Source organism: Mycobacterium sp. 4D054 (assembly GCF_052245755.1).
Classification (GTDB): Bacteria; Actinomycetota; Actinomycetes; order Mycobacteriales; family Mycobacteriaceae; genus Mycobacterium.
On record NZ_JBQQCF010000112.1, the window covers coordinates 1 to 4212 of the forward strand.

Here is a 4212-nt window from a genome sequence, read left to right on the forward strand (position 1 = left end):
ATGATCTGATCCGGAGTGTGCCGCCGGCGCTTGTTCGTTGCCATGTCGTCATTGATTCTTCCTGCCCGAGCACTCGGGCAACAGAGTCCCACAACGACTGGACCACTACAGGGGGCTCACCTCAAGTGCAGGCCGACCACGTTGGCCCGGTTGAGCGCGGAGATTCGGCATTGTGAGCGGCAGTCGGTGCAGATGTTGGAGCGCGTGCGGCTCTCGGAGGAGCCGCCGAAGTCTGCCCGTCATCAGCGCGCGGCCCGTGCCCGTTGGGATCGGCGGGATCGGCGGGAAGCTGCCCGTGTGGGTCCGCGTCCGCAGCAGGTGGTGAGCTGAGGTGCCGCGCCAGAATCCGGTGAGGGCGCGGGAGGCCCAGCGCAGCAGCGACGGCCTCGGACCGATCTATCGGCGGCTGCTGGACCGTGAGCGCGACCAGCAGGCCCGGTACGGGCATCTGCACCGTCCTCGTTATCTGCTCGACGCCCTGGAGGCCGGGGAGACGGTCACGGTGCCGTGGTGGAAGGTTCCCGCCTACATGCGCCCACCTGGGTGCGGGGACACTCTCACGGTCGACCCGAGCATGTGACTAGCGAGGTTGGCGGGTCACGAGTGAACAACGGCTCTCACGGCGGCAGTCGACAACCGCTGTGTCCTGACCGATGATGGACATGTCGGGATTTGCTTACCTTGGAGGTCTGAGAGATGGCGGGCGCGAATCGCAGGGAGGTCGCGCGTAGGCGGCTGCTCATGCGCGCGGGCCACTGCGAGGACGCAGAGCTGATCAGTCGGACGCTGAAGCGGCTGAGCGAAGCCGCAGCTGCGCGTGAGCCGGTGTCAGATGACGACGCCAGTCGGGAAGCATCGTCCGAAATTCGGCAGATGCGCGCCGAGAGGCGAGCCAAGGATTTTGTGACTGCTCGCTCTCGCGGCGAGTGAGCGGCCCGCGCCACTTAAGCTCCTATGATTCGGCTGGTCGCAGACGCTAATACCTACGTCTCCGCCGCCATATCGCCTTCAGGTAGTCCGATGAAGATTGTCGAGGCTGCAATGCAGGGCCAGGTTGCTCTAGTCGTGTGCGGACGGCTCATGGACGAGGTGTCTGACGTGCTAGAACGTGAGAAGTTCCGCCGATGGATCACTGTCGATGACGCACGCGACTTCGTCGCTGCAATCGAGCTACTGGCGGATTGGGTCGATGACCGCCCGGAAGCTGAGATTCCGAAGGTGTGCACAGACCCCGACGACGACTACCTCATCGCGCTGTGCCAGGACGCCGATACCAGCGTCCTAGTATCCGGCGACCGCGCCGTCCGAAACATCCGCTACCCGAACATTCAGACGTACACACCCGCCGAGGCACTTGATCTACTCGATTACCGTCACAAGTGGGGCGAGGGGTTTCTCCCCGCAGATCCGAGCGGCAGCATGATGGCGATTGAGGCTGAGGGCAGCACAGCGCTAATCACCGTGTATTCAGCGTTCACGGCGATATTTGAGCACGCCGCGAACGAAGCGGAAGCTGAGGAGCTTCTCGGGTTCGTCACGGTGCCAAGCGCTGTGCCTGAGTTTTTAGCGGCATTCGACCAAGTGCGTGACATGCTGGCGGATCGGGGACTTGGGTCACGGCCTATATTTGCCTCTCCCGAGGTCGCCTATCTGAAGTTGCCGCCCAATCCCGGCGAGACCCTCATCACTCAGGGTGAACTTCAGCTGCCCGACGACACGATCTACGCCACCCTTCAGCGGTGCCCCGACCTGCCCAACCCGCCCGAGCTAGATGTCGATCACTGGCGGGTTTTCGGAGTTGGTGGCCCTTGGCCCATCGAACGGATTCCGCCCCGACCCGAGTCAGAAGCGGGCAAGTAGCTTCGGTTGACGCTTGTCGGCTTTGCACAGCTCAGTTCACGTCTAGTTCACGAACCTGAATCAGGTGTGCGAAAACGCACACTGAACTGCGGAAACTCTGGTGCGCGATACTGGGATTGAAGTTGGCGTTCTCGACGTTTTGCGATTCGTTGTCTGACCAGTGGAGATACCCTCTGAACTGGCGACACTCGGCACAGTATCGCGTGAGCTAGGCGGAAGCAAGCGGAACGTGCCGTAAGCTCATCTGGCATATATCTGGCACGGAAAACGCGATACTGGGTGGTCCCTGGAAATGGCAGAAAAGCGATCGTTCGGCAATATCCGGAAACTGCCGTCCGGTCGGTACCAGGTGCGGTTCACCGATCCTGACGGTAATTACGTCAAGGCGCCGACAACGTTCGCGGCCAAGATCGACGCCGAGGCATGGCTGACCGACCGCCGGCGCGAGATCGACGCCAAGATGTGGAACCCGTCCAGTGTCGCCCCAGTGGAGAAGGTGACATTTAGCGCCTACGCGGCCGCCTGGCTGGCTGGCCGCCAGGTCGCGGGCAGGCCGATCAAGGCCCGGACTCGGGAGCACTATCAGGCGCTGCTCGATGACCATTTGCTCGACGCGTTCGGCGCACGCCAGCTTGCCTCGATCAAGCCCAAGGATGTGCGGGAATGGTACGCGGGAACACTGACAGATCGACCCACGCTGCGCAGCCACGCCTACTCGCTACTGCGCACCATCATGGGCAGCGCGGTCAACGACGAGCTGATCGACGCCAACCCGTGCCGGATCACCGGCGCCGGCCGAGCCAAGCGCGTGCACAAGATCCGGCCGGCCTCGGTTGAGGAGCTGGCGACCGTGACGGCCGCAATGCCCGAGCGGCTACAACTGATGGTCACGCTGGCGTCCTGGTGCGCGTTGCGCTTCGGGGAGACGGTCGAGCTGCGCCGCAGTGACATCGACCTCAGCGACGAGGTGATCCGCATCCGCCGGGCGGCCGTGCGCACGAATGGCGGCACATTCGACGTCACCACGCCGAAGTCCGACGCCGGCGTTCGCGACGTCGCGATCCCGCCCCACATCATCCCGCAGATCGAACACCACCTATCAAAATTCGTTGGCAGCAAGCGTGACTCGCTGATCTTCGCCAATGAGACGGGTGGGCATCTGCAGCCCTCGACGTTGTACCGCCACTGGTACCGAGCGCGTGACGCCGCCGGCCGCAGTGATCTGCGCTGGCACGATCTGCGGCACTCTGGGGCGGTGCTGGCCGCGGCCACCGGCGCCAGCCTGGCCGAACTGATGGCCCGCTTGGGTCACTCGACACCGCAGGCGGCGATGCGCTACCAGCACGCAGCGCAGGGCCGTGACCGGCAAATCGCCGCACTGTTGTCCAAGATCGCAGAGAACGGGGGAGTGTGATGGCGGCGTCGTCCAAGTACGTCGTGATCTGTGCCTGCAGCGAGGTTGGGGCTGAGGTCGCAATCGTCGATGACGAGCGGCCCCGCGGCGGGCGCATCTCAATCCGCGGCCCACGAGGCAACGACCCCGATGTCTACACATTTCAGATGGTGGTCGTGAATCCGCCGTTTCGGTTCCAGAACAGACCAGATCTGAATGCCTACATGGAGACGCTCATTCCTGGTGCCACCATTGAGGCAGAGAAGTCGCAATCCAAATACAATGTCACACATACAATTTGGAATGACGGGCACCAGAGCTGGTCGTTCCGGTGCATGGAATGTCGGCAACAGGTGCAGCTGTCACAAGACACGCTCCTGTCCGTAATGGACTCGTTGGCCAAGGTTTGCGGCAGCTTGGAGACGCGAGTGGTGATTGATCCCGGAACTTCAGCGAAGCGAACCACGAGACACATGGTTCCGCTTGGCGTGTTGCACCGCCTGGTACTTCGCCTCAACAGGTAGTATTTCCGGCACGCGCTCAATCCTGAGCGTTTGCGTCTCCGAATTCCTCGGCTGGGCGGCATCGAAAGGATGTCGAAAGGCCCTCCGAGATGGCGGATACTCTCACTCCCCGGCGGCGTTACGCGAAGTTGGCCGAAGCCGCGAAATACCTTGGTGTCACCGACCGCACGATTCGACAGATGATCGCCGATGGGCGGCTGACCGGATATCGCAGCGGCTCACGCCTTGTGCGCGTCGACCTCAATGAGATCGACGCCGCTATGCAGCCGTTTGGCGGTGCATCGTGACTCGACGAGAAAGCCGCCCCGGTGTTGCCCGTCGCTGTGGATGAGGATATGGGCATCATCGAGTTTGGTGACGAGTGGCCGATGGGAACGGCCCCGCTCGGTGTGGTGAGCGGGGCCGTGGTCGTCGTCGTGACGGGGTCGTCGTCGT

Annotated in this window: 4 protein-coding genes; all 4 read left to right on the forward strand. The window is 62.8% G+C overall.

From position 1 onward, the window contains the following. Positions 1–331 precede the first annotated feature (331 nt). The 4 genes from ACTWP6_RS29975 to ACTWP6_RS29990 all read left to right on the forward strand — a co-directional run bounded on the left by ACTWP6_RS29975 (position 332) and on the right by ACTWP6_RS29990 (position 4064). Positions 332–580 carry a hypothetical protein gene (locus ACTWP6_RS29975; protein ID WP_443189604.1) on the forward strand — a complete coding sequence of 83 codons (249 nt, stop codon included), beginning with the start codon at positions 332–334 and terminating at the stop codon, positions 578–580. A gap of 374 nt (positions 581–954) precedes the next feature. Then, entirely contained in the window at positions 955–1860 is a 906-nt protein-coding gene (locus ACTWP6_RS29980) for a putative toxin-antitoxin system toxin component, PIN family (RefSeq protein WP_443189605.1), read from the forward strand. Positions 1861–2152: 292 nt separating this feature from the next. Further along, positions 2153–3274, forward strand: a complete 1122-nt coding sequence (locus ACTWP6_RS29985; RefSeq protein ID WP_443189606.1) for a tyrosine-type recombinase/integrase — start codon at positions 2153–2155, stop codon at positions 3272–3274. A gap of 592 nt (positions 3275–3866) precedes the next feature. Beyond that, on the forward strand, positions 3867–4064 hold the full coding sequence (locus tag ACTWP6_RS29990) for an excisionase family DNA-binding protein (protein ID WP_443189607.1): 198 nt from the start codon (positions 3867–3869) through the stop codon (positions 4062–4064). The last annotated feature ends 148 nt before the right edge of the window (positions 4065–4212 follow it).